The organism is Lysinibacillus xylanilyticus (assembly GCF_001708185.1).
Taxonomy (GTDB): domain Bacteria; phylum Bacillota; class Bacilli; order Bacillales_A; family Planococcaceae; genus Lysinibacillus; species Lysinibacillus xylanilyticus_A.
Genome location: NZ_MDDN01000019.1, coordinates 35927 through 59632 on the forward strand (window position 1 = coordinate 35927; position 23706 = coordinate 59632).

The window sequence follows — 23706 nt, forward strand, 5'->3', positions numbered from 1 at the left end:
TAGTTATACTTTATGCAAGATGAAATTTCAATTATTCACCTTTATTTTTTTTGATGATTTCTGCAGCGATTGATTTTGGTACTTCTTCATAATGATCGAATGTCATTGAGAATACACCACGTCCTTGCGTTGCAGAACGAAGAGTTGTTGCGTAACCAAACATTTCCGATAAAGGAACCATTGAACGAACAACTTGAGAGTTACCGCGAGCATCCATACCCTCAACGCGTCCGCGACGAGAAGTAATGTTACCCATTATATCACCAAGGTATTCTTCTGGGATTACAACTTCAACTTTCATCATTGGTTCTAAAATAACTGCGTCACATTGTTTCGCAGCTTCTTTAAGAGCCATAGATGCAGCAATTTTGAACGCCATCTCATTCGAGTCAACGTCATGGTAAGAACCGAATACTAATTTCGCTTTAATGTCGATTAGTGGGTAACCAGCTACTACACCGCGTTCAAGAGAGTCACGAAGACCCGCTTCTACTGCAGGAATGTATTCACGAGGTACTACACCACCAACGATAGCGTTTTCGAATTCAAAGCCTTTACCTTCTTCATTTGGAGAGAACTCAATCGTTACGTCACCGTATTGTCCACGACCACCAGATTGGCGAGTGAATTTACCTTGAACTTTTGCAGAGCTACGGAATGTTTCACGGTAAGATACCATTGGAGCACCTACGTTAGCTTCTACTTTGAATTCACGGCGCATACGGTCAACTAAGATATCAAGGTGAAGCTCACCCATACCTGAGATGATTGTTTGACCAGTTTCTGTGTCAGTGTAAGCACGGAAAGTTGGATCCTCTTCTTGAAGTTTTTGTAAAGCTTGACCCATTTTATCTTGGTCAGCCTTTGATTTTGGTTCTACAGAAAGAGAAATTACTGGCTCAGGGAACTCCATTGATTCAAGAATAACTAGGTTTTTCTCGTCACATAGAGTATCACCAGTAGTAGTATCTTTAAGACCTACTGCTGCTGCGATGTCCCCAGCGAATACTTTAGAAATCTCTTCACGAGAGTTAGCGTGCATTTGTAGGATACGACCTACACGCTCACGTTTACCTTTAGAAGAGTTTTGTACGTATGAACCTGAATCTAATGTTCCAGAGTACACACGGAAGAAAGTTAATTTACCTACGAATGGGTCAGTCATAACTTTGAATGCAAGAGCTGAGAATGGCTCTTCATCAGAAGATTTACGTTCTAACTCTTCGTCACCATCAACTGAAGTACCTTTGATTGCTGGTACATCAACTGGAGATGGTAAGTAATCGATAACTGCATTTAACATTGGGCGTACGCCTTTGTGTTTGAATGCTGTACCACAGATTACTGGGTAGAATTCTACTGCGATCGTAGCACGACGGATAGCCGCTTTAAGTTCAGCAACAGAAATTTCTTCACCTTCTAAATATTTTTCCATGATTTCTTCATCAACACTTGCAACAGCGTCGATTAGTTTTTCACGGTACTCTTCAGCTTGTTCACGGTATTCTGCAGGAATTTCACCTTCAGTTACTGCTGTACCTTTTTCGTCACCGTAGAAAGTAGCTTTCATTTCAACTAAGTCGATGATTGCAGAGAACTCATCTTCAGATCCGATAGGTAATTGAACAGGGTGAGCGTTTGCTTGTAAACGGTCATGTAGAGTTCCTACAGAATATAAGAAATCTGCTCCTGTTTTATCCATTTTGTTAATGAATACAATACGTGGAACACCGTATGTTGTAGCTTGACGCCATACAGTTTCAGTTTGAGGCTCAACACCAGATTGAGCATCTAGTACTGTTACAGCACCGTCAAGTACGCGTAATGAACGCTCTACTTCTACAGTGAAGTCTACGTGTCCAGGAGTATCGATGATGTTTACACGGTGGCCTGCCCATTGTGCTGTTGTTGCAGCAGAAGTGATTGTAATACCACGTTCTTGCTCTTGCTCCATCCAGTCCATTTGAGAAGCGCCTTCATGAGTTTCACCGATTTTGTGAATCTTACCAGTGTAATAAAGGATACGCTCAGTTGTTGTTGTTTTACCAGCATCAATGTGAGCCATGATCCCAATATTACGAGTATTCTCAAGTGAGAATTCGCGTTTCATAGGAAATTTCTCCTTCCATATTGGGGTAAAGACTGTATAAAAGACCTTGTGTTAGCCAATTAGCTAACACATAGGTTAAATTACCAACGGTAGTGAGCGAATGCTTTGTTCGCTTCTGCCATTTTGTGCATATCTTCACGTTTCTTAACTGATGCACCAGTGTTGTTTGAAGCATCTAGGATTTCGTTAGCTAAACGCTCTTCCATAGTTTTTTCACCACGAAGACGAGAATAGTTAACTAGGTAACGAAGACCTAAAGTTGTACGACGTTCTGGACGTACTTCAACTGGTACTTGGTAGTTAGAACCACCAACACGGCGAGCACGTACTTCAAGAACTGGCATTACGTTGTTTAGAGCAGCTTCGAATACTTCGATTGGATTTTCACCAGAACGTTCTTTAACTAGTTCGAACGCACCGTATAAAATCTTTTGAGAAGTACCTCTTTTACCATCAACCATCATTTTATTGATTAAACGAGTTACTAGTTTTGAATTATAAATTGGATCTGGTAACACGTCACGTTTGGAAACAGGACCTTTACGAGGCATGTGTTTTCCTCCTTTCGAATAGTTATCGATTTATTTTATAAAGTTGCCTTATCGTAGTTGTTATTATATTTCAAATCTGCTAGCAAGATTTGAAATTTGTCACACCTACATAAGACTCTTATTAAGAAACACTATATAGTGTTATATTATTTTTTTTCTTTAGGGCGTTTTGTTCCGTATTTAGAACGTGATTGTAAACGACCGTTTACACCAGCTGTATCAAGAGCTCCACGTACGATATGGTAACGAACACCCGCTAAGTCTTTTACGCGTCCGCCACGGATAAGAACAACACTGTGCTCTTGTAAGTTGTGGCCTTCACCTGGGATATAAGCTGTAACCTCAATTTGGTTAGTTAAACGAACACGAGCGTATTTACGTAACGCTGAGTTTGGTTTACGAGGTGTCATTGTACCTACACGAGTACAAACACCACGTTTTTGTGGAGATTTAACATCAGTTAAAGATTTTTTAAATGAGTTATATCCTTTGTTTAACGCTGGTGATTTTGATTTCGTGCTTTTAGATTGACGAGGCTTACGTACTAATTGGTTAATTGTAGGCATCGATTTTTCCTCCCTTCATTTATTCCTTGTTAATACCACACATCCAGGTGGTTCATTTTTTGGGTAAAAACAAAGTCTTTGTGTTTTATACACAAAAACTACACTACAGCAATAGCAACAACCGCTGCTCCAACGTGGATTCCACAGGCCTTGCCCAGTTCCTTTTTGGACTCAACAAGAATAACTGGCACACCGATTTCTCTCGCGAAAGTAATGGCCAAATCGGTTACCCAATTGTCTGCATCAAGTGCCACAAAAAGTTCTTTCACTGAACCATCGCGCATTGCTTTTACTGCTTGCTTTGTACCTATGATTGTTTGACTAGCCCTTACTCTATCATAAGACATTTTCATATCCTCCAAAGTACAGAACAGTTAACTATCAACCTTCAATATATTATCATTACCAATTTCGACTGTCAACTAATATCTTTAAAAAGCCCGAAGAGATGATGAAAATACATCTCTTCGGCATTTATTTAATGATTATTCAGCAGAAATTAGCTCATCTGTGTCAAGCTCATCTTTTTCGATACGGATTTGACGATAACGTTGCATACCAGTACCTGCAGGAACAAGTTTACCGATAATTACGTTCTCTTTTAATCCAAGAAGCTCGTCACGCTTACCTTTAATAGCTGCATCTGTTAACACGCGTGTTGTTTCTTGGAAGGAAGCAGCAGATAAGAATGATTCTGTTTCAAGAGAAGCTTTTGTAATACCAAGAATTACAGGGCGACAAGTTGCAGGGTTTTTGCCATTTAACACAGCATCTGCATTTGCTTCTGAGAATTGGTGGATATCTAGTAATGAGCCTGGTAATAATTCTGTATCTCCAGCTTCAATTACACGTACTTTACGAAGCATCTGGCGAACCATTACCTCGATATGTTTGTCTCCAATTTCTACCCCTTGCATACGGTATACTTTTTGTACTTCTTTTAGTAAATATTCTTGAACTGTTGAAACGTCTTTAACTTTTAACAATTGTTTTGGATCGATAGAACCTTCTGTTAATACTTGACCACGTTCTACAAAGTCGCCTTCTTGTACTTTCAGACGAGCATTGTAAGGTGCTGCATATTTACGAGTTTCGACGTCACCTTGAACTGTAATTTCTTTTAGACCTTCACGGATTTCAGTGATATCCGAAACAGTACCAGCGATTTCTGAAATAACAGATTGACCTTTTGGATTACGTGCTTCGAAGATCTCTTGGATACGTGGAAGACCTTGTGTAATATCGTCACCGGCAACCCCACCAGTATGGAATGTACGCATTGTTAACTGTGTACCTGGTTCACCGATTGATTGAGCGGCAATAATACCAACTGCTTCCCCAACTTCAACCTTTTCACCTGTTGCCAAGTTCATGCCGTAACATTTTTTACATACACCATGTTTTGTATTACATGTGAATGCTGAACGGATTGTTATTTCCTCGATACCAACCTCGATAATTGTACGTGCGATATCTTGGTCGATTAAACCGTCTTTTTCTAAAATAACTTCACCTGTTTCCGGATGTACGATTGTTTTCTTCGTATGACGACCGATAATACGTTCATCTAACGCTTCAATTAGCTCTGTACCTTCCATTAACGCACCAATTGTTAAACCACGGTCAGTTCCACAGTCATCCTCACGAACGATAACATCTTGTGCTACGTCAACAAGACGACGTGTTAAGTAACCTGAATCGGCAGTTTTTAGGGCTGTATCGGCAAGACCTTTACGAGCACCGTGAGTTGAGATGAAGTACTCTAATACCGTTAAACCTTCACGGAATGAAGATTTAATTGGAAGTTCGATGATACGACCAGCCGGGTTGGCCATCAGACCACGCATACCTGCTAACTGTGTAAAGTTAGATGCGTTACCACGGGCACCTGAGTCAGACATCATGAAAATTGGGTTTGTTTTTTCAAGAGACTTCATCAGTTTCGCTTGAATTTCATCTTTTGCAGCACTCCAGCTTGAGATAACACGATCATAACGCTCTTCTTCCGTGATGAAACCACGACGGAATTGCGCTTGAACTTTATCTACTTTTTCTTGAGCTTCTGCTAAAATTTCACCTTTGTCTGGTAATACGACGATGTCAGATACACCTACAGTAATACCAGCGCGTGTTGAATATTTGAATCCTAGGTTTTTCATACGGTCAAGCATTTTAGATGTTTCAGTAATGTGGAAACGTTTAAACACTTCAGCAATGATATTTCCTAAGAACTTCTTACGGAATGGGTTAACAACTGGTACTGATGCAAAGTGTTTGCGTAATACAGCTGTACGTTGTGCATCAACTTTGCCTTTTTCATCAAGTGCATTATAGGCTGCATCTGCTTCAAGTTCTTTTAACGTTTCTTCATCAATTGTTAAATTAACAAAGAATTTGTCTGGTGTTTCTTGCTCTAAGTTGAAATCAGTTGGCTCGTTAATGTATGGGAATGATTTCGGCAAGATTTCGTTAAAGATTACTTTACCAACAGTCGTTAATAAGAACATATCATTTTGTTCTTCAGTAAACGTTGGGTTATTTAACGAACCTGCTTTAATTGCAATACGAGTATGCAAATGAACATGACCTGTATCATATGCAATTAGTACTTCGTTTGGTCCATAGAAAATTGATCCTTCACCACGAGCATCCTCGCGTTCAAGTGTTAAGTAATAGTTACCTAATACCATATCTTGAGATGGTGTTACAACTGGTTTACCATCTTTCGGGTTCAGGATATTTTGTGCAGCAAGCATTAGAAGACGGGCTTCAGCTTGTGCTTCTGCTGATAATGGTACGTGAACCGCCATTTGGTCACCATCGAAGTCAGCGTTATAAGCTGTACATACTAACGGGTGAAGACGAATAGCACGACCTTCAACTAATGTTGGTTCAAAGGCCTGAATACCAAGACGGTGAAGCGTTGGTGCACGGTTAAGTAATACTGGATGCTCGCGAATTACATCTTCTAAAACGTCCCATACGTCGTTGTTTAAACGCTCGATTTTACGTTTAGCAGATTTAATATTATGTGCAAGACCACGTTCTACTAACTCTTTCATCACGAACGGCTTGAACAGCTCAATTGCCATTTCTTTCGGCAGACCACATTGGTACATTTTTAAGTTTGGACCTACTACGATAACCGAACGACCAGAGTAGTCAACACGTTTACCTAGTAAGTTTTGACGGAAACGACCTTGTTTACCTTTCAGCATATGTGAAAGTGATTTTAATGGACGGTTACCTGGACCTGTTACTGGACGACCACGACGACCGTTATCAATTAATGCATCAACAGCTTCTTGTAACATACGTTTTTCGTTTTGAACGATGATACTTGGAGCACCAAGGTCTAGTAAACGTTTTAAACGGTTATTACGGTTGATTACACGACGATATAAATCGTTTAAGTCAGAAGTTGCGAAACGGCCACCATCTAATTGCACCATCGGACGAAGCTCCGGTGGAATAACTGGTAGTACATCTAAAATCATCCATTCAGGAGAGTTACCTGAGTTACGGAATGATTCAACAACTTCAAGACGTTTAATTGCACGTGTACGACGTTGACCTTGTGCTGATTTTAACTCTTCTTTTAAAGATTGAGTTTCATCTTCAAGATCAATTTTGCCTAATAATTTTTTAATTGCTTCAGCACCCATAGATGCTTCGAATGTGTTGCCGAATTTTTCGCGATATGCACGGTACTCTTTTTCAGAAAGTAGTTGTTTACTTTCTAAGTTTGTAGCACCTGGCTCGATTACAACGTAAGAAGCAAAGTAGATTACTTCTTCTAGTGCACGTGGGGACATATCTAAAATAAGACCCATACGGCTAGGAATACCTTTGAAGTACCAGATGTGAGATACTGGTGCTGCTAATTCGATGTGGCCCATACGTTCACGACGAACTTTAGCGCGTGTTACTTCCACTCCACAACGATCACAAACTACGCCTTTATAGCGTACACGTTTGTATTTACCACAATGACACTCCCAGTCCTTAGTTGGACCGAAAATACGCTCACAGAATAAACCATCTTTTTCTGGTTTTAAAGTACGATAGTTGATTGTTTCAGGTTTTTTAACTTCACCGTATGACCAAGAACGGATCTTGTCAGGAGAAGCTAAACCAATTTTCATATATTCAAATTCATTAACGTCTATCAAGGAGCCTACCTCCCTCTAGTATAGGTCTTTATAAAGACTCTTTTACGCAGCTCGATAATCGTTTGCAAAGAAATGCCTCTTTAACAAAGGATTAAAAATAGAATGATTTATTGAAAGAAAAAGCCGGGCAGGGCGTTAAATCCTGCCCGGCTAGTTTGAAAAATAAGTTTGACCTTATTCACAAAGGCTGTGAATTTGGGTTATCCATTATTCAAAAGACTCTACTGGCTCTTCTTCTTTATCTTGCTGTGGTGCAATGTTAAGAGCATCAGCTGGTTGAAGATCATCTTCCTCGTCTAAGTCACGAAGTTCTACCTCTTCATCATTAACTGTTAACATTTTCACATCCATACCAAGAGATTGAAGTTCTTTAATCAATACTTTGAATGATTCAGGAACGCCTGGCTCTGGTACACTTTCACCTTTAACGATTGCTTCGTATGTTTTCACACGACCAACAACGTCATCAGATTTAACTGTTAAGATTTCTTGAAGTGTGTAAGCAGCACCGTATGCTTCAAGTGCCCATACTTCCATCTCACCAAAACGTTGTCCACCGAACTGTGCTTTACCACCAAGTGGCTGTTGAGTAACAAGTGAGTAAGGACCAGTTGAACGTGCGTGAAGTTTATCATCAACCATGTGAGCAAGTTTGATCATGTACATGATCCCTACTGATACGCGGTTATCAAATGGTTCACCTGAACGTCCATCATACAGGATTGTTTTACCATCACGGTTCATACCTGCTTCTTCCATCGTTTCCCAAACATCTTCCTCGTTGGCACCATCAAATACTGGAGTTGCCATATGAACGCCTAAGTAACGAGAAGCCATACCTAAGTGTAGCTCTAAAACTTGTCCGATGTTCATACGAGAAGGTACGCCTAGTGGGTTTAACATGATATCGACAGGAGTTCCGTCTGGCATGAATGGCATATCCTCTTCCGGTAAGATACGAGAGATAACCCCTTTGTTACCATGACGTCCGGCCATTTTGTCCCCAACGCGAATTTTACGCTTTTGAACAATGTAAGCACGAACTAATTGGTTAACACCTGGTGGTAATTCATCGCCATCTTCACGGTTAAATACTTTCACGTCAAGAATAATACCACCAGCACCGTGTGGTACACGTAATGAAGTATCACGAACTTCACGAGCTTTTTCACCGAAGATAGCATGTAATAGGCGTTCTTCAGCAGTTAATTCTGTAACTCCCTTAGGTGTTACTTTACCTACAAGAATGTCACCGTCACGTACTTCTGCACCGATACGGATGATACCACGTTCGTCTAAGTTACGAAGTGCATCTTCCCCGACGTTTGGAATATCGCGAGTGATTTCTTCAGGTCCTAATTTTGTATCACGAGACTCTGATTCATATTCTTCAATATGAACAGATGTATAAACATCGTCTTTTACAAGGCGTTCGCTCATGATAACAGCATCCTCATAGTTAAAGCCGTTCCAAGTCATGAACGCCACAAGTACGTTACGACCAAGAGCAAGTTCACCATTTTCCATAGATGGACCATCTGCTAAAATATCACGAGGTTTCACACGTTCGCCAACTTTTACAAGTGGACGTTGGTTGTATGAAGTACCTTGGTTAGAACGAATGAATTTTTGTAATTTATATTTTGTTAAATCGCCTTTAACTTCTTTACCATCGACGACTTCAATTCGACGAACATGGATAGAGCGAGCTTCTACATGCTCAACAATACCATCATATTTCGCTACTACAGCCGCACCAGAGTCACGCGCATCAACATGTTCCATACCAGTACCAACGAATGGTGCTTCTGGGTTAAGAAGAGGAACTGCTTGACGTTGCATGTTGGCACCCATAAGTGCACGGTTCGAGTCATCGTTTTCTAAGAACGGGATACATGCAGTCGCAGCCGAAACTACTTGTTTAGGAGAAACGTCCATGTAGTCCATTTGTGCTTTATTGAATACTGTATTATCCCCACGGAAACGACCTACTACTTCGTCTTTAGCAAATGTACCATCAGGATTTAATAGTGAGTTCGCTTGTGCTACATAGTAGTTATCTTCTTCGTCAGCTGTTAAATAATCAATTTGCTCCGTTACTCTACCTGTCTCGTGGTCAATACGACGATAAGGTGTTTCAATGAATCCAAATTTATTTACTTTGGCAAATGAAGATAATGAGTTGATTAAACCAATGTTTGGACCCTCTGGTGTCTCGATAGGACACATACGACCATAGTGAGAATAGTGAACGTCACGTACTTCAAATCCTGCACGCTCACGTGTTAAACCACCAGGTCCTAATGCAGAAAGACGACGTTTATGTGTTAATTCTGCCAATGGGTTTGTTTGGTCCATGAATTGTGATAACTGAGAGCTACCGAAGAACTCTTTAATTGACGCAATTACTGGACGAATATTAATTAATTGTTGTGGTACGATAGCAGCTGTATCATTAATAGACATACGCTCACGTACTACACGTTCCATACGAGATAAACCGATACGGAATTGGTTTTGTAACAGCTCACCAACAGAGCGTAGACGACGGTTACCTAAGTGGTCGATATCATCTGTTGCCCCTACTTGGTAAAGTAAGTTGAAGAAATAACTTACTGAAGATAATACGTCAGCAGGTGTAATATTCTTCACTTCTTCATCGATGTACGCATTACCAATAATATTGATTTCTTTTTGTGCTTCATCTTTTGGTGCATAAATTTTAATAGACTGAATTGTTACGTCATCCTCAAGCACTCCACCTACTTGTGATAAAGTGCGGTAACCGATTCCTTTTGATGAATCTTCTAGATACGGTAAGATTTTATCTAAAGTACGACGGTCAAGAACTGTACCTTTCTCTACTAAAATTTCGCCTGTTTCTGGGTCTACAAGCGTTTCAGCAATCGTTTGGTTAAATAAACGATTTTTGATATGAAGCTTTTTATTCATTTTGTAGCGACCAACATTCGCTAAATCATAGCGTTTTGCATCAAAGAAACGAGAGTATAATAAACTCTTCGCACTTTCAACTGTTGGTGGCTCACCTGGACGTAAACGTTCATAGATTTCTAAAAGTGCTTTTTCTGTACTTTCAGAGTTATCCTTTTCTAGCGTGTTACGTAAATACTCGTTGTCACCGATAATATCGATAATTTCTTGGTCTGAACCGAAACCTAATGCACGAAGTAACACTGTTGCTGGTAGCTTACGCGTACGGTCAATACGTACATATACTACGTCTTTCGCATCAGTTTCATATTCTAACCATGCACCGCGGTTCGGAATAACTGTAGCTCCAAAACCTTTTTTACCGTTTTTATCAGTTTTATCATGGAAATACACACTCGGTGAACGAACTAATTGTGAAACGATAACACGTTCAGCACCATTGATAATGAACGTACCTGTCTCTGTCATTAATGGGAAGTCACCCATGAAGACATCCTGTTCTTTCACTTCGTCTGTTTCTTTGTTGTAAAGACGTACTTTCACACGTAATGGAGCTGCGTAAGTAACATCTCGCTCTTTACACTCATCGACATCATACTTAGGATCACCTAATGAATAATCGATAAATTCTAATGAAAGATTGCCTGTAAAGTCCTCGATCGGCGAAATGTCACGGAACATTTCACGTAAACCTTCTTCAAGGAACCACTCGTAAGACGCCGTTTGAATCTCAATCAGATTTGGAAGCTCAAGCACCTCTTTAATACGCGCAAAGCTTCTACGCTGGCGGTGTTGTCCATACTGAACTAGTTGACCTGTCAACTCATTCACCCCTCAATAAAGCGATATTAGGTCTTTGCAAATTCATACAAATAGTGTATGATTTCGAAAGACAAAAAGAAAACGAGTCTTCAAAAAGATCTCATTTTCGGTTAACTAAACTTATCTTGGCAAGTATACCCACATTTAAACAATCATATACAAAAGGGCACACGACCTCAAAATAATATTTTTGCATTGTATCATGTTATCATAGCCGATTTGTCAAGTCAATATTTTATACATATTTCACTTATTTTTTTGCACGTACTATCCAGTACCCTTTTTTCTTCTCCACAACATCGACTTCTGAAAATTTTTCTTCTAAGTAACTTACCGTTGATGGTGCACCTTGCTTCTTCTGTATAACTACCCACAGCTCACCGGATGTCGCTAACTTATCGTAAGCACCATCGTAAAAACGGAAAACTGTTTCCTTTCCTGCACGAATTGGAGGATTAGTTAATATAGCTGCAGCTTTTACATTTTCTTCGACCATCGATAGTCCGTCACTCACAAATATTCGTACATTTTGAACACCGTTTACTTGCGCATTTTTTTGCGAAAGCGCGACTGCACGTTCATTAATATCCATCATAAAAACGGTACGGTCTGGGTTTGTTTTGGCGATCGATAATCCTATTGGTCCGTAGCCACAACCCACATCCAAAATTGCACCATCAATATCAGGCATTTGAAAAGCATCTATTAAGACACGGGATCCAAAATCTACTTCGCTTTTACTAAATACACCTGCATCCGTTTCAAAGGAAAACGTATGACCTAATAATTTGAAGGTCCAATGACGAGGTTTACTCTCAGTTTGAGGCTTACTTGTATAATAATGATCTGACATTTTCACGCCTCCTCAGAATGAAGAAAAAAGCTCGCCGCAATGACGAGCTTTCCTCTTGTTTAAAAGTAATGCGAGATTACTTAACTTCTACAGATGCGCCAACTTCTTCAAGTTTAGCTTTGATTTGTTCAGCTTCATCTTTAGAAACGCCTTCTTTAAGAGCTTTAGGAGCGTTATCTACTACTTCTTTAGCTTCTTTAAGACCTAAACCAGTGATTTCACGAACCACTTTGATTACTTTAATTTTTTCTGCACCAGCAGATGCTAATACTACGTCAAACTCAGTTTTTTCTTCAGCAGCGCCAGCAGCAGCACCACCTACTACTGCTACAGGAGCAGCAGCTGTTACACCGAATTCTTCTTCGATAGCTTTTACTAAATCGTTTAATTCAAGAACTGTCATAGCTTTGATAGCTTCTAAGATTTGCTCTTTATTCATTATAATTTCCTCCTAATTGGATAATGTTTTATTTTTGCGGGTCAGGCCGCAGAAGTTATAGTGCGTAAGAAATTACGCGCCTTGTTCTTCTTTTTGTTCTGCAACAGCTTTTGTTGCAAGTGCGAAGTTGCGCACTGGAGCTTGAAGTACAGATAAAAGCATAGAAAGAAGACCTTCGCGTGATGGAAGTTCTGCAAGTGCTTTAACATCTTCAACAGAAGAGATTGTACCTTCGATAATACCTGCTTTAATTTCTAAAGCTTCATTTTTCTTAGCGAACTCGTTGATGATTTTAGCAGGAGCTACAACATCTTCATTTGAGAACGCAATTGCGTTAGGACCAACTAATACGTCGTTGATTCCTTCAAGGCCAACAGCTTCAGTAGCACGACGTGTTAAAGTGTTTTTGTAAACTTTGAACTCAACGCCAGCTTCACGAAGTTGCTTACGAAGCTCAGTTACTTGTGCAACGTTAAGACCACGGTAATCCACAACTACTACAGAAGCAGCGTTTTGGAATTTTTCAGTAATCTCTTGAACTTGTACTTGTTTGTTTTCGATTGCTTTGCTCATGATGACACCTCCTATTAGAATGGGTCATTTATACCGTCAAAAGAAAAGCCTCTGGGTCACATAGACACAGAGGCTGAAAGTCATCATCTTTAATAAGAATCCGAATTCCGATGTCCTCGGTAGGATCATTAAGTGACAAGTCACTCCTACTGTCTACGGTACAAATGGATGATTCACAACAGCAACCATCTTATCATAGATAGACAGCGCCGTCAACAGGTTTACATAAAAACTTTAATTATTTTACTACTACGTTTGAAGCGTCAATTTTAATAGCTGGACCCATTGTAGTTGTAACGTTTACAGATTTCATGTAAGTACCTTTAGCTGCAGCAGGTTTTGCTTTTTGCACTACATCAAAAACAGTTAAGAAGTTTTCTACTAATTTTTCTGTAGAGAAAGAAGCTTTACCGATAGGTGCGTGGATGATACCAGCTTTATCTGCACGGTATTCTACTTTACCAGCTTTAATTTCGTTGATAGCTTTTGTTACATCGAAAGTAACTGTACCAGTTTTAGGGTTTGGCATTAAACCTTTAGGTCCTAATACACGACCAAGTTTACCAACTTCACCCATCATGTCAGGAGTTGCAACGATTACATCGAAATCAAACCAACCTTGTTGGATTTTTTGGATGTATTCTGCATCGCCTACATAGTCAGCACCAGCAGCTTCAGCTTCTTTAAGTTTTTCACCTTTAGCGAATACTAATACACGTTGAGTTTTACCAGTACCGTTTGGTAGCACTACTGCACCACGGATTTGTTGGTCGTTTTTACGAGTATCGATTCCTAAACGGAAAGCAACTTCTACAGTAGCGTCGAAGTTCACTGTGCTAGTTTTTTGAGCAAGTTCGATTGCTTCTTGAGCGCCGTATAATGCGTTACGGTCGATTAATTTTGCTGCATCTTGCAGTTTTTTACCTTTTTTAGCCATTATATAATTCCTCCTTGATTGTGGTTATAGCGGATTTTACCTCCCACGAATAAAGGTTGCGCGTTCACAAAGAAACTCCGCAACCTTCCAAAAAACAAATACATCATCAAGTAATGGGATTAGTCTTCGATAACAATACCCATGCTTCGTGCAGTACCTTCAACCATTAACATAGCAGCTTCTACTGAAGCAGCGTTAAGGTCTGGCATTTTAGTTTCAGCGATTTCGCGAACTTTATCACGTTTAACCGTTGCCACTTTTTTACGGTTTGGTTCACCAGATCCAGATTGGATACCAGCTGCTACTTTAAGTAGAACTGCTGCAGGTGGAGTTTTTGTAATGAAAGTGAAAGAACGGTCTTCGAATACTGAAATTTCAACTGGAATAATAAGACCAGCTTGATCAGCAGTACGCGCATTGAATTCTTTACAGAATCCCATGATGTTCACACCCGCTTGACCTAATGCAGGACCAACCGGCGGAGCTGGATTTGCTTTACCAGCAGGGATTTGAAGTTTTACAACTTTAATAACTTTTTTAGCCACGAGACACACCTCCTTAAGTCCGTGATGTGGTAATTGGGTTGCCCCTCCCACTCAATATCTGTCTGTCAGCTAATTGCCGATAACATTAAAATTATCATTGCAGACGTCAAACCAAAGTATGACAATCTGACCTAGAAATGATACCACTTTTAATTTTTTTAAGCAAGTAGTAATTAACAAAATCTGCGACATACGTCTTAGACATATGTCACTTTAGTTACTAGAACTACATTTTTTGTATTTGCTCAAAATCTAGTTCCATAATTGTTTCGCGACCAAACATGTCGACAGAAACTTTCACTTTTCCTTTTTCAGTATCAATTTCTTCAACACGTCCTTGGAAGTGAGCAAAAGGCCCTTCTAATACTTCTACTGCTTCTCCAACAGAAATATCAATCTCGACAATTTTGTCAGTCATTCCCATTTGTTGTAATAGACGATCCGCTTCTTCAGGTAATAAAGGTGTCGGTTTTGCACCACCACCAGATGAACCGATAAAGCCAGTTACACCTGGCGTATTACGTACAACATACCATGAATCATCTGTCATAATTAGCTCTACTAAAACATAACCAGGGAAAACTTTACGCATCATTGTACGCTTTTTCCCATCCTTCATTTCTGTTTCTTCGTGTTCAGGCACAATAACACGGAAAATCTTATCCTGCATACCCATTGTTTCTACACGTTTCTCTAGGTTTGCTTTTACTCGGTTTTCATACCCTGAATACGTATGAACAACATACCAATTTTTCTCCATAACTACTAGGACTCCTCGTCCGTCCCTCCCTTACCAAATCAATTACGCCTTGGCGTAATTGTGTCTGGATTTTGTATTGTGCTTGCACAATTGGTTCCTTTCAAAATCCGCGACATCTGCCAATGACTTTATCTTCATTCAGTCGGTGTTTTAACACTTACTAAAAAGGAACTGCATTTGCATTTATCCTACCACTTTTAGAAGCAGGAATCTTCTACTGAATGAAGATACAAGTGAAAAAATGAATCGCGATATACACTAAGCGTATCCTTTACTCTTTTCACAAACTACCTATTAGAAAAACATTGCTTCCGCTAATAGTCTAGTGAAAGCCCGATGATCTATACCAAAACTAGCATAGTCATCTATTGCTACCCTCATACTATCCCTAGTAGCATACTTATCATATTGAGAATATTTTACTGCTGTTCACTTCTTCAATTTCACCTTGGCGTAATTCTTTCGCACAGAAAAGATCTGCCGAATGAAGATAAAACAAACGAAAAAACCCGTTTATTGTAATGACGGGCTATTTCAGAAGTATTAACATGCTATTCACTAAATAAATTATAACTCTAAGTACCAGCGGAGTAATGATGAAATACCTAAATCAACTAACACAAAAAATAAAGCCATAATTACAACAGTTGAAATTACAACGACTGTATATTTCGTCAGTTCTTTACTTTTTGGCCAGCTTGTTTTGCGCATTTCCGACATTACATTGCTGAAAAAGCCTTTAATCTTGCCCATTCTAGCCTGACCTCCGAATCAATCATATCTGTCTATTTACAAATTGTTTTATAGCGTTTGTTTATGCATTGTATGTTCATTGCAATGCGAGCAAAATTTCTTTAATTCGAGGCGTACAGTTGAACCTTCCTTAGCAGGAAACGTGTAATTTCTCGATCCACATTTTTCGCAATTTAAAACGACTTTTTTTGCCATATAATCACCTTTTCGGCACTTTGTCTTTTCAAGACTAACACCTATATTTGTCAATGTCAACAAGGGTATGCAACCGCTAGGACATTTCTTCAAGTACTAAATGTCGCTCTAATTTACGCTTTACTCGTTGTAAAGCATTGTCAATGGATTTCACATGACGATTTAATTTCTCGGAAATTTCATGATAAGACTGGCCATCTAAGTAAAGAGCTAATACTTGTAGCTCTAATTCACTTAAAATCTCACTCATCTTTTCTTCTAAGTAACCAAACTCTTCTCTATGAATCATTAATTCTTCTGGATCATCCATAATAGCACCTGTTAACACGTCCATTAATGTACGATCTGATTCTTCATCAAAAATAGGCTTGTCCAAAGAAACGTAAGAATTTAATGGTATATGCTTTTGCCTTGTAGCTGTTTTAATAGCCGTGATAATCTGTCTAGTAATACACAGCTCAGCAAAAGCTCTAAAAGAAGCCAGCTTATCTCCCTTAAAATCACGAATGGCTTTATATAACCCAATCATGCCCTCTTGCACAATGTCTTCCTTATCCGCACCAATTAAAAAATAAGATCTAGCCTTTGCTCTTACTAACAAACGGTATTTCGTAATTAAATAATCCAACGCATCTGTATTACCTTGATGCACCATTTCAATAAGTTCTTCATCATTGAATCGTTCAAAATCTTGTGTCACTTGTACAATACTATTTTTAAACATGGTATCACCTCAGCCACAACAGATAATTAGGAACAGTATAACGGAATTGGAAAATATGAGTCAATCAATCATTTCAAACCACGCCGCCATTTTTCAAAAGCCACAGCAACATCAGGCTTTAGCTCTATCCGAGATGGCGGCTTGCTATCCTGTTTTTGTTTCACATCATGAGAAATTTTATGCTGAATAATGCCCATATCAATTTCTAGCTCTCGGGCCGATTTCCGCAAAGCACCATTACCAAAAATCACACTTTGCTCTGCCATATCCGAAGTAGCTACATGAATCTGAACATTTCTAGCTTTTAGTTCTCGTGTCATCTTTTCAATACGTTCATCTGCTGTTTCGTTTTTTCTTGTATAAATGACTTCGATATCATTTTCTATATAAGATTGCTCCACACCTGGTACAAGATGAGCGTCAAAAACGATAACGACGCGCCATCCCATAGCAGCCTTATACTCAGCCATAAGTTCAATTAATCTCTTACGAGCATCTTCAAAATTCGTATCTCGTAATGGCCGTAGCTCTTTCCAAGCTCCAATCATATTATAGCCGTCAACCAGCAAAATGTTGTTCATTGTCAATCATTCGCTTCTTGACGTTTACGATACACTTCATACATTAAGAGTGCCGCAGCTACCGATGCATTTAGTGATGTGACATGCCCGATCATTGGTAAATGATATAAAAAGTCACATTTCTCTTTTAATAAGCGACCCATTCCTTTGCCTTCACTACCAATAATAATCGCAAGTGGCAACGTTGCATCCATTTTACGATAGTCTGCAGAACCTTTTGCATCTGTACCCGCAATCCATACTCCTCGTTCTTTTAGCTCGTCTACTGTCTGCGCTAGATTATTAACACGAACAACAGGTACGTGCTCTATTGCTCCAGTTGACGCCTTTGCCACTACAGCTGTTAAACTCACAGAACGGCGCTTCGGAATAATTATGCCATGCGCACCTATCGCATCAGCAGTTCGCATTATAGAGCCCAGATTATGCGGGTCCTCTAGCTCATCTAAAATTAAGAAGAATGGATCTTCTTGTTTTTTTGCCGCTGCAGCGAATAAATCCTCTAGCTCTGCATATCTATATGCTGCAACAGAGGCAACTATTCCTTGGTGATTGGTATCTGATAATTGATCCACCTTTTTTTTCGGGACAAATTGAACGATAACTCCACGTTCTCTTGCCAAATCTAGAAGTTCATTAACCCCTGATTTTTTCACACCTTCTGCAATCCATACTTTATTCATATCGCGGCCTGAACGAAGTGCTTCTAACACTGGGTTTTTACCGGCAATAATTTCACCATTTTGCTCTGCCATTATTTCGACACTCCTTTTGATTCCTCGATTATTTGAATAGCGTATGCAATGATTGCATACACGCGTTCTAATTCATTTAATAAATACAAACTACCAAGCACCGCCTCAAAGCCTGAGCTATTACGGTATGTTTGAACATCTGTATTTTTTGGCACAGAGCCGGATTTGGCATTGCGTCCACGACGGAACACAGCCAATTCCTCCTCTGTTAAAAAGCCTTCATCCATCATTTGATGTACAATCATAGATTGCGCTTTCGCTGATACATAACGTGTCGCCTCTCTATGAAGTGTATTAGGTTTAACACGGCCAGCACGTAGCAAATGCTCTCGTACCTTTTGCTCTAAAACTGCGTCTCCCATATAGGCTAACGCTAAGGCATTCAATTGCTTGACATCTTCGTTACGGAGTTTATCCAAGTTACTTACCCTCGTTTCCATCTAGTTCCTTGTCGCGTATCTTCTAAAATGATACCTTGCGCTTGCAAATGGTCACGAATTTCATCTGAACGAGCAAAATCACGGTTTTTACGTGCCTCTACACGCTCCTGTAAAAGTGCTTCAATTTCTTCGTCTAATAGCTCTTCTTCTTTTGCAAATTCAATACCTAAGACGTCACCTAACACCTCAAAAGTTTCAGCAAAACGCAATAATACTTTTTCATCGGTATTTGTTTCATTTAAATAAATATTGGCGATACGTGCTATTTCAAATAATACGGAAATGGCATTGGCTGTATTAAAATCATCATCCATCGCTTCTTCAAAATGCGCTTTTTGTTCAGCAATTTTTCCAAGCCATTCTTCCGAATGATCACCTAGGCCAGCAGTTGCTGTTAAACGGTGCTTAACATTGTTGTAGGCAGTACGAATTCGTTCTAAACCAGTTGCTGCTGCATCTACTAAATCCTTCGCGAAGTTAATTGGATGTCGATAATGCACAGAAAGCATAAAGAAGCGTAAAATTTGCGGGTCAATTTGTTTGCGGATATCATTGACGAGAATAAAATTACCAAGAGATTTGGACATTTTTTCATTATCAATATTAATATACCCATTGTGCATCCAATAACGCGCAAATGTTTTATCATTATGAGCTTCAGATTGTGCGATTTCATTTTCATGATGCGGGAATGTTAAATCTTGCCCACCAGCATGTATATCAATAGTATCTCCTAAATGTTCACGTGCCATTACCGAGCATTCAATATGCCAACCCGGACGACCTTTCCCCCAAGGACTTTCCCAATAAATCTCACCTGGCTTAACAGCTTTCCATAGCGCGAAATCTAATGCATCATCTTTTTTCTCGCCGGCTTCAATACGAGCACCGATTTTTAAATCATCCACCAATTGATGCGATAATTTACCGTAGCCATCAAATTTACGAGTTCGGTAATAGACATCTCCAGCTGACTCATAAGCATAGCCTTTATCGATTAAGATTTGAATGAATTGTATAATATCATCCATATGCTCTGTAACGCGAGGGTGTACATCTGCCTTCTTGCAGCCCAATGCTGTAACATCTTCAAAATACGCAGCAATGAAGCGCTCTGTTAATTCGTGAACTTCCTCTCCAAGCTCGTTAGCAGCCTTAATAATTTTGTCATCCACGTCTGTGAAATTTGAGACAAACTTCACATCATAGCCTTTGTATTGAAAATAACGACGCACTGTGTCATAAACAATTACAGGGCGTGAATTTCCAATATGAATATAGTTATAAACCGTCGGACCACAAACGTACATTTTTACTTTACCTTCTTCTAGTGGTACGAAAGTTTCCTTTTGTCGTGTTAATGAGTTGAAAATTTGAATACTCATTGTGTTTCTCTCTCCTTTTGTAAGCTTTCGATTTCCTGTTGCAATGTTGCAATCTGTTTCTCAAAAGCTTGACAACGTTCTTCTACAGGGTCAGGTATATTTTGGTGGTCTAGTTTTTTCTCTAGACGAACTCCATCCTTAATCACTATTTTACCAGGAATACCGACAACTGTAGCATTTGGTGGCACTTCTTTTAAGACAACTGAACCTGCACCAATTTTACTATTCTCACCAATTGTAATAGAACCTAAAACTTTTGCTCCTGTTGCAACAAGTACATTGTCCTTTAATGTCGGATGGCGTTTCCCCTTTTCTTTTCCTGTACCACCTAAAGTTACCCCTTGATATAAGGTTACATTATCACCAATCTCACATGTTTCGCCAATAACAACGCCCATCCCATGGTCAATAAAGAAACGTCGACCAATCTTTGCTCCAGGATGGATTTCAATTCCGGTAAAGAAGCGACTAATTTGTGAAATGGTCCGGGCTATAAAATAAAAGCGCCTTTTAAAGAACCAATGGGCTACTCGATGCGCCCATGTAGCATGTAAACCTGAGTATGTTAGCACAACTTCAAGTACACTACGAGCTGCTGGATCATTCTCAAAAATTGTTTCTACATCTTCCTTCATTCTTTTAAACACAAAAAACTCCCCCTTTTCATCCTGATTGGCCTTGACCCTTTGAAATACTGCAGCAGACGTTGATTTCACCATAGAGTTAGCTGAGTTGTGTTCGCGCACCCCACCATATCAACATGTGGATAAAAAATAAAAAGCGCCCCTATCATCCCTAAAAGGAATGACAGAGACGCTAAATTTGCGCGGTTCCACTCTGATTGAAGGCAAAAGCCCTCCACTCTGGACGTTCTGTAACGGGAACGAATCGATAAAGCCTACTACTGTTCAGCTTTATACTCAAAGGTGCATTTCAGTTTTGCCTAGGCTCAGACCACTTTCAGCCGGTGATGGTCCTCTCTTTAGAGCATGCGCCACTTACTTCTCCTTATCAACGCTTTTTCAATGTAAATTCATTTTACAACGAACTGACAAATTGTCAAACAATTTCGTCTTGGCGTAATTGCGTCCGGAGGCTTTATCTTCATTCAGTAGGCGGTTGGACACCCACTGAAAAAGAACTACATCCTCATTCATCTCACCACCTTCAGAGGTGGGAGTCTTCTGAGCTAGAGCTTTGCTTCTGCTTAAAAAACATTTGCTGAATGAAGATAAAATTCTATTTATTGTGCAAATTTTTCTACACGGTCAATTGATTTCTCTTTACCGATTAAGCAAATTGCGTTAGGAAGCTCTGGACCATGCGTTTCACCTGTCGTTACAACGCGAATTGGCATAAATAGATTTTTACCTTTGTGACCTGTTTCTTTTTGCACAGCTTTAATAGCCGCTTTGACAGCATCAGGTGTAAATTCCGCTATGCCTTCTAGCTGAGCTTTAAATGCAGCCATTACCTCAGGAACTTGCTCTCCCGCTAAAACTGCCTTTGCTTCTTCATCATATTCAATGTGATCATTAAAGAATAGGCGAGATAATTCTACAATTTCAGATCCAAAGCTCATTTGCTCATGATAAAGTGCGATTAAATCTGTTGCCCATGCACGTTCTTCCGCTGTTAGCTCTTCTGGTAATAAACCTGCTTTTTGTAAATGTGGTAAAGATAATGTCACCACTTCTTCTAATGATAGCTTTTTAATGTATTGATTATTCATCCACGTAAGCTTTTGTTTATCGAACATAGATGGTGATTTTGAAAGACGTTTTTCATCAAAGATTTTAATAAATTCTTCTTTTGAGAAAATCTCTTCTTCCCCTTCAGGAGACCAGCCAAGTAATGCGAAGAAGTTGAACATCGCTTCAGGTAGGTATCCTAAATCTTTATATTGTGTTACGAATTGAATAATTGATTCATCACGTTTTGATAATTTCTTACGGTTTTCATTAATGATTAATGTCATATGACCAAAGCGTGGATATTCCCAGCCAAATGAGTCAAAAATCATCATTTGTTTTGGTGTATTCGATAAATGCTCTTCACCGCGGAATACATGGGAAATTTCCATAAAGTGATCATCTAACACTACCGCATAGTTATACGTTGGAATACCATTTGCTTTAACAAGTACCCAGTCACCAATATCTTTTGACTCAAATGTTACTTGTCCACGTACTAAATCCTCAAATTCATATGTTACATTTTCAGGTACACGCATACGAATTGTGTATTGTTCACCAGCAGCTTCTTTAGCCGCAACTTCCTCCGCTGATAAATGACGGCAAGTACCATCATAAGTTGGAGCTGCAACACCTCGTGCTTTTTGCTCTTCACGAGATGCTTCTAATTTCTCTGAAGAACAGAAGCATTTATAAGCTAAACCTTGCTCTAAAAGCTTTTCAGCGTGCTCTTTATAAATATCGAGACGCTCCATTTGACGATAAGGTGCATATGGTCCACCAATATCGATTGACTCATCATATTCGATACCTAACCATTTTAAGTTATCAAGCTGAGATGCTTCTCCGCCCTCTACATTACGTTCAATATCCGTATCTTCAATACGTACGATGAATTTACCGTTATGATGTTTTGCATATAAATAATTGAATAACGCTGTACGCGCTCCACCGATATGTAAGAAACCAGTAGGGGATGGCGCGTAACGAACACGAACTTCTTTCGCCATTATTAAAAGCCTCCTAAATTTTCGTTCAAAAAATTGACTTTGTTCATTTTACCACTCTGTTACAGGAAATAAAAGCGTTGAGAGCCTGCTTTTACTTCTTCACCAATAGGATTGTCGCCATAGATGCAATCCCTTCCTCGCGACCCGTAAAACCTAAACGCTCAGTTGTTGTTGCCTTGACATTCACTTGAGAAGGCTCTGCATGAAGTAATTCAGCAATACGATTTTGCATTTGTTCAATATAGGGTGCCATTTTCGGACGTTGTGCCATAATCGTACAATCCACATTGCCTAGAACATAACCCTTGTCCTCAACAATCTTCCAAATATGCTCTAATAATTTCGCTGAATCCGCATCCTTAAACGCGGGATCTGTATCTGGGAAATGACGGCCGATATCTCCTTCACCGATAGCCCCTAATGCTGCATCCGTGACAGTATGTAATAAAACATCTGCGTCAGAATGCCCTACTAGCCCTTTTTCATGAGGAATTGTTATACCCCCAATAATTAACGGGCGTCCTTCTTCAAATGCATGTACGTCAAATCCTTGTCCTACTCGAAACATATGATATTGAGACTGTCTAATAAGTTAAATAAAATAAATCTATTCAGCTTATAAGGCAGCCTCATTCACCTTCCTTTACTTTTTAATTTTATCTATATTATACCCTCACATTTTAACATATTTCCTAGGAAATTGAGTTAGTAGTGAGCCGTTCGCTCAATGAATATTCAATTATGGTTACAAATCTAAAAATATAAACATACTAAGATTAGTAGTACAAACCAAGGCCATGGTTTGTGCTACTATTTTATTTAGTAGAAGTGAAGAAAAGTCGACCAGCCTCTGGGATCATATAGAATCCGTATCATAAACTGGCTAACT

The 23706-nt window shown here is 39.4% G+C and carries 22 protein-coding genes and 2 other annotated features; all 22 genes read right to left on the reverse strand.

Translation table 11 applies throughout. From position 1 onward, the window contains the following. Positions 1-31: 31 nt before the first annotated feature. The 22 genes from fusA to ispF all read right to left on the reverse strand — a co-directional run bounded on the left by fusA (position 32) and on the right by ispF (position 23385). Complete coding sequence (fusA, locus tag BFJ97_RS20835) at positions 32-2110, reverse strand: elongation factor G (RefSeq protein ID WP_068986549.1); 2079 nt, start codon at positions 2108-2110, stop codon at positions 32-34. A gap of 80 nt (positions 2111-2190) precedes the next feature. Continuing rightward, positions 2191-2661 (reverse strand): 30S ribosomal protein S7, encoded by a 471-nt coding sequence (gene rpsG, locus BFJ97_RS20840; protein ID WP_024364378.1) that lies wholly within the window; start codon positions 2659-2661, stop codon positions 2191-2193. 146 nt (positions 2662-2807) lie between these two features. Continuing rightward, positions 2808-3227, reverse strand: a complete 420-nt coding sequence (rpsL, locus tag BFJ97_RS20845) for a 30S ribosomal protein S12 (RefSeq protein WP_008181595.1) — start codon at positions 3225-3227, stop codon at positions 2808-2810. 98 nt (positions 3228-3325) lie between these two features. Further along, positions 3326-3574, reverse strand: a complete 249-nt coding sequence (locus tag BFJ97_RS20850; protein WP_068986550.1) for a ribosomal L7Ae/L30e/S12e/Gadd45 family protein — start codon at positions 3572-3574, stop codon at positions 3326-3328. A gap of 138 nt (positions 3575-3712) precedes the next feature. Then, positions 3713-7399 (reverse strand): DNA-directed RNA polymerase subunit beta', encoded by a 3687-nt coding sequence (gene rpoC / locus BFJ97_RS20855; protein ID WP_068986551.1) that lies wholly within the window; start codon positions 7397-7399, stop codon positions 3713-3715. Between the two features lie 207 nt (positions 7400-7606). Next, positions 7607-11182 (reverse strand): DNA-directed RNA polymerase subunit beta, encoded by a 3576-nt coding sequence (gene rpoB, locus BFJ97_RS20860; protein WP_175401824.1) that lies wholly within the window; start codon positions 11180-11182, stop codon positions 7607-7609. Positions 11183-11423: 241 nt separating this feature from the next. Continuing rightward, positions 11424-12026, reverse strand: a complete 603-nt coding sequence (locus tag BFJ97_RS20865; protein WP_068986553.1) for a class I SAM-dependent methyltransferase — start codon at positions 12024-12026, stop codon at positions 11424-11426. Positions 12027-12102: 76 nt separating this feature from the next. Further along, positions 12103-12465 carry a 50S ribosomal protein L7/L12 gene (rplL, locus tag BFJ97_RS20870; protein ID WP_068986554.1) on the reverse strand — a complete coding sequence of 121 codons (363 nt, stop codon included), beginning with the start codon at positions 12463-12465 and terminating at the stop codon, positions 12103-12105. A 72-nt stretch (positions 12466-12537) separates the two neighbouring features. Next, on the reverse strand, positions 12538-13038 hold the full coding sequence (rplJ, locus tag BFJ97_RS20875; protein WP_068986555.1) for a 50S ribosomal protein L10: 501 nt from the start codon (positions 13036-13038) through the stop codon (positions 12538-12540). A 32-nt stretch (positions 13039-13070) separates the two neighbouring features. Continuing rightward, positions 13071-13215 (reverse strand) — a sequence feature (ribosomal protein L10 leader region). Positions 13216-13276: 61 nt separating this feature from the next. Next, positions 13277-13975, reverse strand: a complete 699-nt coding sequence (rplA, locus tag BFJ97_RS20880; protein WP_068986556.1) for a 50S ribosomal protein L1 — start codon at positions 13973-13975, stop codon at positions 13277-13279. 119 nt (positions 13976-14094) lie between these two features. After that, positions 14095-14520, reverse strand: a complete 426-nt coding sequence (rplK, locus tag BFJ97_RS20885; protein ID WP_004233593.1) for a 50S ribosomal protein L11 — start codon at positions 14518-14520, stop codon at positions 14095-14097. 226 nt (positions 14521-14746) lie between these two features. Further along, entirely contained in the window at positions 14747-15280 is a 534-nt protein-coding gene (nusG, locus tag BFJ97_RS20890; RefSeq protein WP_049662801.1) for a transcription termination/antitermination protein NusG, read from the reverse strand. Between the two features lie 567 nt (positions 15281-15847). After that, positions 15848-16033, reverse strand: coding sequence for a preprotein translocase subunit SecE (gene secE, locus BFJ97_RS20895; RefSeq protein WP_068986557.1), 186 nt, complete (start codon positions 16031-16033; stop codon positions 15848-15850). 48 nt (positions 16034-16081) lie between these two features. Next, positions 16082-16228, reverse strand: a complete 147-nt coding sequence (gene rpmG / locus BFJ97_RS23875; protein WP_004233588.1) for a 50S ribosomal protein L33 — start codon at positions 16226-16228, stop codon at positions 16082-16084. Between the two features lie 76 nt (positions 16229-16304). Next, positions 16305-16952: an RNA polymerase sporulation sigma factor SigH gene (sigH, locus tag BFJ97_RS20900; RefSeq protein WP_068986558.1), complete on the reverse strand. Its 648-nt coding sequence runs from the start codon at positions 16950-16952 to the stop codon at positions 16305-16307. Positions 16953-17020: 68 nt separating this feature from the next. Then, positions 17021-17533 (reverse strand): NYN domain-containing protein, encoded by a 513-nt coding sequence (locus tag BFJ97_RS20905; protein ID WP_068986566.1) that lies wholly within the window; start codon positions 17531-17533, stop codon positions 17021-17023. Positions 17534-17535: 2 nt separating this feature from the next. Next, a complete protein-coding gene (gene rlmB / locus BFJ97_RS20910; protein WP_068986559.1) occupies positions 17536-18288 on the reverse strand; it encodes a 23S rRNA (guanosine(2251)-2'-O)-methyltransferase RlmB in 753 nt (250 codons plus the stop codon). Then, entirely contained in the window at positions 18288-18707 is a 420-nt protein-coding gene (locus BFJ97_RS20915) for a Mini-ribonuclease 3 (protein ID WP_068986560.1), read from the reverse strand. Before BFJ97_RS20915 ends, rlmB begins: the two co-directional genes overlap by 1 nt. A gap of 5 nt (positions 18708-18712) precedes the next feature. Then, positions 18713-20113 carry a cysteine--tRNA ligase gene (gene cysS / locus BFJ97_RS20920; RefSeq protein ID WP_068986561.1) on the reverse strand — a complete coding sequence of 467 codons (1401 nt, stop codon included), beginning with the start codon at positions 20111-20113 and terminating at the stop codon, positions 18713-18715. Beyond that, positions 20110-20760 (reverse strand): serine O-acetyltransferase, encoded by a 651-nt coding sequence (gene cysE / locus BFJ97_RS20925; RefSeq protein ID WP_068986567.1) that lies wholly within the window; start codon positions 20758-20760, stop codon positions 20110-20112. The genes cysS and cysE overlap by 4 nt, the downstream gene beginning before the upstream one ends. 159 nt (positions 20761-20919) lie before the next feature. Then, positions 20920-21137: a binding site (T-box leader), on the reverse strand. Between the two features lie 219 nt (positions 21138-21356). Then, positions 21357-22817, reverse strand: coding sequence for a glutamate--tRNA ligase (gene gltX / locus BFJ97_RS20930; protein WP_068986562.1), 1461 nt, complete (start codon positions 22815-22817; stop codon positions 21357-21359). A 91-nt stretch (positions 22818-22908) separates the two neighbouring features. Beyond that, positions 22909-23385: a 2-C-methyl-D-erythritol 2,4-cyclodiphosphate synthase gene (gene ispF / locus BFJ97_RS20935; RefSeq protein ID WP_068986563.1), complete on the reverse strand. Its 477-nt coding sequence runs from the start codon at positions 23383-23385 to the stop codon at positions 22909-22911. Positions 23386-23706: the final 321 nt, after the last annotated feature.

What these genes read in the sequence shown, in the direction of transcription:
- rplL (WP_068986554.1), bottom strand. Translation starts at nt 12,465, where the DNA reads ATGAATAAAGAGCAAATCTTAGAAGCTATCAAAGCTATGACAGTTCTT.
- fusA (WP_068986549.1), bottom strand. Translation starts at nt 2,110, where the DNA reads ATGAAACGCGAATTCTCACTTGAGAATACTCGTAATATTGGGATCATG.
- sigH (WP_068986558.1), bottom strand. Translation starts at nt 16,952, where the DNA reads ATGTTTAAAAATAGTATTGTACAAGTGACACAAGATTTTGAACGATTC.
- rlmB (WP_068986559.1), bottom strand. Translation starts at nt 18,288, where the DNA reads ATGGCAGAGCAAAATGGTGAAATTATTGCCGGTAAAAACCCAGTGTTA.
- nusG (WP_049662801.1), bottom strand. Translation starts at nt 15,280, where the DNA reads ATGGAGAAAAATTGGTATGTTGTTCATACGTATTCAGGGTATGAAAAC.
- secE (WP_068986557.1), bottom strand. Translation starts at nt 16,033, where the DNA reads ATGGGCAAGATTAAAGGCTTTTTCAGCAATGTAATGTCGGAAATGCGC.
- BFJ97_RS20905 (WP_068986566.1), bottom strand. Translation starts at nt 17,533, where the DNA reads ATGAACAACATTTTGCTGGTTGACGGCTATAATATGATTGGAGCTTGG.
- rpsL (WP_008181595.1), bottom strand. Translation starts at nt 3,227, where the DNA reads ATGCCTACAATTAACCAATTAGTACGTAAGCCTCGTCAATCTAAAAGC.
- rpmG (WP_004233588.1), bottom strand. Translation starts at nt 16,228, where the DNA reads ATGGCAAAAAAAGTCGTTTTAAATTGCGAAAAATGTGGATCGAGAAAT.
- BFJ97_RS20865 (WP_068986553.1), bottom strand. Translation starts at nt 12,026, where the DNA reads ATGTCAGATCATTATTATACAAGTAAGCCTCAAACTGAGAGTAAACCT.
- ispF (WP_068986563.1), bottom strand. Translation starts at nt 23,385, where the DNA reads ATGTTTCGAGTAGGACAAGGATTTGACGTACATGCATTTGAAGAAGGA.
- gltX (WP_068986562.1), bottom strand. Translation starts at nt 22,817, where the DNA reads ATGGCGAAAGAAGTTCGTGTTCGTTACGCGCCATCCCCTACTGGTTTC.
- rplJ (WP_068986555.1), bottom strand. Translation starts at nt 13,038, where the DNA reads ATGAGCAAAGCAATCGAAAACAAACAAGTACAAGTTCAAGAGATTACT.
- cysS (WP_068986561.1), bottom strand. Translation starts at nt 20,113, where the DNA reads ATGAGTATTCAAATTTTCAACTCATTAACACGACAAAAGGAAACTTTC.
- rpsG (WP_024364378.1), bottom strand. Translation starts at nt 2,661, where the DNA reads ATGCCTCGTAAAGGTCCTGTTTCCAAACGTGACGTGTTACCAGATCCA.
- BFJ97_RS20850 (WP_068986550.1), bottom strand. Translation starts at nt 3,574, where the DNA reads ATGTCTTATGATAGAGTAAGGGCTAGTCAAACAATCATAGGTACAAAG.
- rplA (WP_068986556.1), bottom strand. Translation starts at nt 13,975, where the DNA reads ATGGCTAAAAAAGGTAAAAAACTGCAAGATGCAGCAAAATTAATCGAC.